At 43.6% G+C, this 2,557-nt stretch carries 5 protein-coding genes; 3 read left to right on the forward strand and 2 right to left on the reverse strand.

The genetic code is table 11. The features are described 5' to 3' along the window. Positions 1-82: 82 nt before the first annotated feature. The 3 genes from BIT28_RS00180 to BIT28_RS00190 all read left to right on the forward strand — a co-directional run bounded on the left by BIT28_RS00180 (position 83) and on the right by BIT28_RS00190 (position 1,042). Positions 83-574, forward strand: a complete 492-nt coding sequence (locus tag BIT28_RS00180; RefSeq protein ID WP_075761627.1) for a hypothetical protein — start codon at positions 83-85, stop codon at positions 572-574. A gap of 47 nt (positions 575-621) precedes the next feature. Next, positions 622-861: a hypothetical protein gene (locus BIT28_RS00185; protein WP_075761628.1), complete on the forward strand. Its 240-nt coding sequence runs from the start codon at positions 622-624 to the stop codon at positions 859-861. Between the two features lie 73 nt (positions 862-934). Then, a complete protein-coding gene (locus BIT28_RS00190; RefSeq protein WP_083651674.1) occupies positions 935-1,042 on the forward strand; it encodes a type II toxin-antitoxin system HicB family antitoxin in 108 nt (35 codons plus the stop codon). Between the two features lie 160 nt (positions 1,043-1,202). Here BIT28_RS00190 and BIT28_RS00195 read toward each other — a convergent pair whose 3' ends face one another. Both BIT28_RS00195 and BIT28_RS00200 read right to left on the reverse strand, forming a co-directional pair. Beyond that, the gene (locus BIT28_RS00195) at positions 1,203-1,649 is read right to left on the reverse strand and encodes a hypothetical protein (protein WP_245823616.1); all 447 of its coding nucleotides are present in this window, start codon (positions 1,647-1,649) and stop codon (positions 1,203-1,205) included. Beyond that, positions 1,646-1,933: a hypothetical protein gene (locus BIT28_RS00200; protein ID WP_075761629.1), complete on the reverse strand. Its 288-nt coding sequence runs from the start codon at positions 1,931-1,933 to the stop codon at positions 1,646-1,648. The genes BIT28_RS00195 and BIT28_RS00200 overlap by 4 nt, the downstream gene beginning before the upstream one ends. Between the last annotated feature and the right edge of the window lie 624 nt (positions 1,934-2,557).

Raw genomic sequence — 2,557 nt, forward strand, 5'->3', positions numbered from 1 at the left:
AAAATAAGGGTAGAGAAAAAGAGGGTAAAAAGGTGATCGAAAAAAAACGGAATCCTAGATCACAATCGCCGGAATACGCATTATGGACGAACTCGTTGAGGACTACGAGACAAACCAAGTTCTAATTGACCTGCTCTTTCCAGTGATTGAACGTTACGAGGAAGAAGTTGGGCGTTTTCAAGAGTTCAATGAACACATGGATAGCGTAGATCAAGGTGTTGCTATGCTGAGCGTCATCATCGATCAGAACAAGCTGAAACTTTGTGAATTGCCAGAGATTGGTGGTAAGTCGCTGGTGTCGCAGATCTTAAACGGTAATCGCTCGCTGACACTGAAACACATCACTGCACTGTCCGACCGTTTTGGCATTCCAGAAGAAATGTTCATTGCTAACCAGCGTGACCTCGTTTTATATGACCAGACATTTGACGCGTTCGAGCAAGAGCTTAATGCAGTTCCTGATGCGAATGAAGGTATGAATGATTTGCTGAACAGGAAATCACCTTGGGAAGGTTGGTGGTTATTAGTTCGCAAAACGCGGACCGTGTTTTGCGAACTCACTTTCAAGAAATAACCGGACTAGCCAGACGCCCTACTGGGACGTGACACTTTACGACCAATATGAGCAAACCAGAAGAGCAAAGCAAAGCCGCCAAAGTGATAGATGTGTTCAATGAGCGCGCTAAAACAGACAAGCTGATGCCCCAATCAATTAGTGAAGAGCTGATTGATTGTTACGGGAGTGAGGAAGTGCTGGAGTCAGTTTTAGAATTTTCTAGCGTCATGGACGAGGGGCTCAAGCGCAGAAAGGCTATGTCTCTTGAAGAGGCTCGCGCATGCCGTGGTTTTAAAGAGATTTAAAGAGCACCATTGAACTGTGAATTACTCTCACCAGTTCGGTCGGCAATCAATGAATTATAAGGTGAGGGGCGGAATGAAATATCCAGTTGCCATCGAAAAAGGTAGTGCAGACTCCGCTTTTGGCGTGGTGTTCCCTGATGTGGCGGGGTGCTTTTCAGCAGGCGACAGCTACTTTATGTAACTTCGATAGCTTGGATTTGTAACGTTTGCTCGTGTAGCGCATGATATTGAATCCTTTTTGCTTCCCAGTTCGTAAAACACGGACCGCGTTTTACGAACTAATCTATAGTGGTTCATAAGCGTGTCAGGGCAATGGCTTTAGATAGTCATCTGATAACTATTTAAAGCCATTGATGTTCAGTGATGGGGGAATTTGATTGATAAAATGCAGCATCATGATTATTAAACATAAGATTTAACGATGTTTTTTTAGCAATAAACACGCTTTGTACATTATTGGTTAATCGTGTTGTAAGCACACTCCGTAATGAATAGGTTAATGCACAGGACAAAGGGGCGAGACTGTCACAATTGTCAAACCACAGCAATCTGGGCTTTGTACCATCTTCAATTGCATTTCGAAAGTCAGCATTATCATGACTTGTCAAAGCCTCTTCAGCACTGTTGTATCTACTAAAATCAAGGTATTGGACATCAATTTCTTTTGCCTTAGCTAATTTTGATGCTTCATTAATGAATCGATGATCCATTAAACTGCTGTCAGCTGAGATGATTCTAAGATCCAGTATCCATGCACAATCTATAAATCGTTCGGCAGTTATTCTCATGGGTGTTCTCTGGTGTTAGGTTCTGTGTCGTCAAAACCCTCTCTTTCCTGATCGGTCTGTTCGGCACGGTCAGGGAAGTCTGGGCACGGTTCCTCTTCGAAAAAATCACCCCATATTTCACGGTCATTTGGACTAGGATTGCGGATTAATTTTTCTGGATGCTTTTCGATGTCCTCTTCGAGTAAATTTAAAAAGGGCACTAACGCTGGGTCTTTGATTGCAGGCTTCGGCGCAGCCCCCTTCTTGCGAGCCGCAAGTTTAGCTTTTGCTTCATCACTCTTCATTTGTGGCCTCTCCCCAGCGTGATTAGATTACGTATAGTCCAATCAGAATAGTGGCCACCGTCAAGATGAAGGCCAGCCAGTTCGTTTTAGTCACCACACTCATTATAGTTTCCCCCTTAGTACGCCTTCTTTATATGATTACTTCAATCCCTTTACTATCGATAGGGACAAAATGCTCAAAAACGGCACCTCTTGAAGTGGAACCGTTCGTCTTTTGGGGATACGAAGAGTTATCTGAAAGTCGGAACCCACTCGAATAGCTCAACTCGGAAATGTTCCGCTTCGTGCCAGCCTCTTCACGTGCCAGCCTCTTCACGTGCCAGCCTCTTCATCTGGCACGATTATGCCCCAAAGTAATTTAGCCAATTCTTTAGCCGATATATCTGTTCATCAGTTTTCCATACTTTTTCTAATATCACACTCAATGCGTGCGGTGCTCACTATTGGACATTTTCTTTCAAAAAGCGGACTTCGAAAGAGGGGTTATCACAATATAATTATGCTGACTCATTTTAGGTCATGAATTAGCAGGGATGATATGCATTTAGTTGACTCATGCGTGGGGGAGAAGTAGGGGTATTGCATATAATCGGCTGCCAATAACCCTCATAAATGTAGTCGACA

Source organism: Photobacterium proteolyticum (assembly GCF_001939735.1).
GTDB lineage: Bacteria > Pseudomonadota > Gammaproteobacteria > Enterobacterales > Vibrionaceae > Photobacterium > Photobacterium proteolyticum.

Bases quoted from the DNA above. Each gene is read 5' to 3' on its own strand.
- BIT28_RS00195 (WP_245823616.1), bottom strand. From the start codon at position 1,649: ATGAGAATAACTGCCGAACGATTTATAGATTGTGCATGGATACTGGAT.
- BIT28_RS00190 (WP_083651674.1), top strand. From the start codon at position 935: ATGAAATATCCAGTTGCCATCGAAAAAGGTAGTGCAGACTCCGCTTTT.
- BIT28_RS00180 (WP_075761627.1), top strand. From the start codon at position 83: ATGGACGAACTCGTTGAGGACTACGAGACAAACCAAGTTCTAATTGAC.
- BIT28_RS00200 (WP_075761629.1), bottom strand. From the start codon at position 1,933: ATGAAGAGTGATGAAGCAAAAGCTAAACTTGCGGCTCGCAAGAAGGGG.
- BIT28_RS00185 (WP_075761628.1), top strand. From the start codon at position 622: ATGAGCAAACCAGAAGAGCAAAGCAAAGCCGCCAAAGTGATAGATGTG.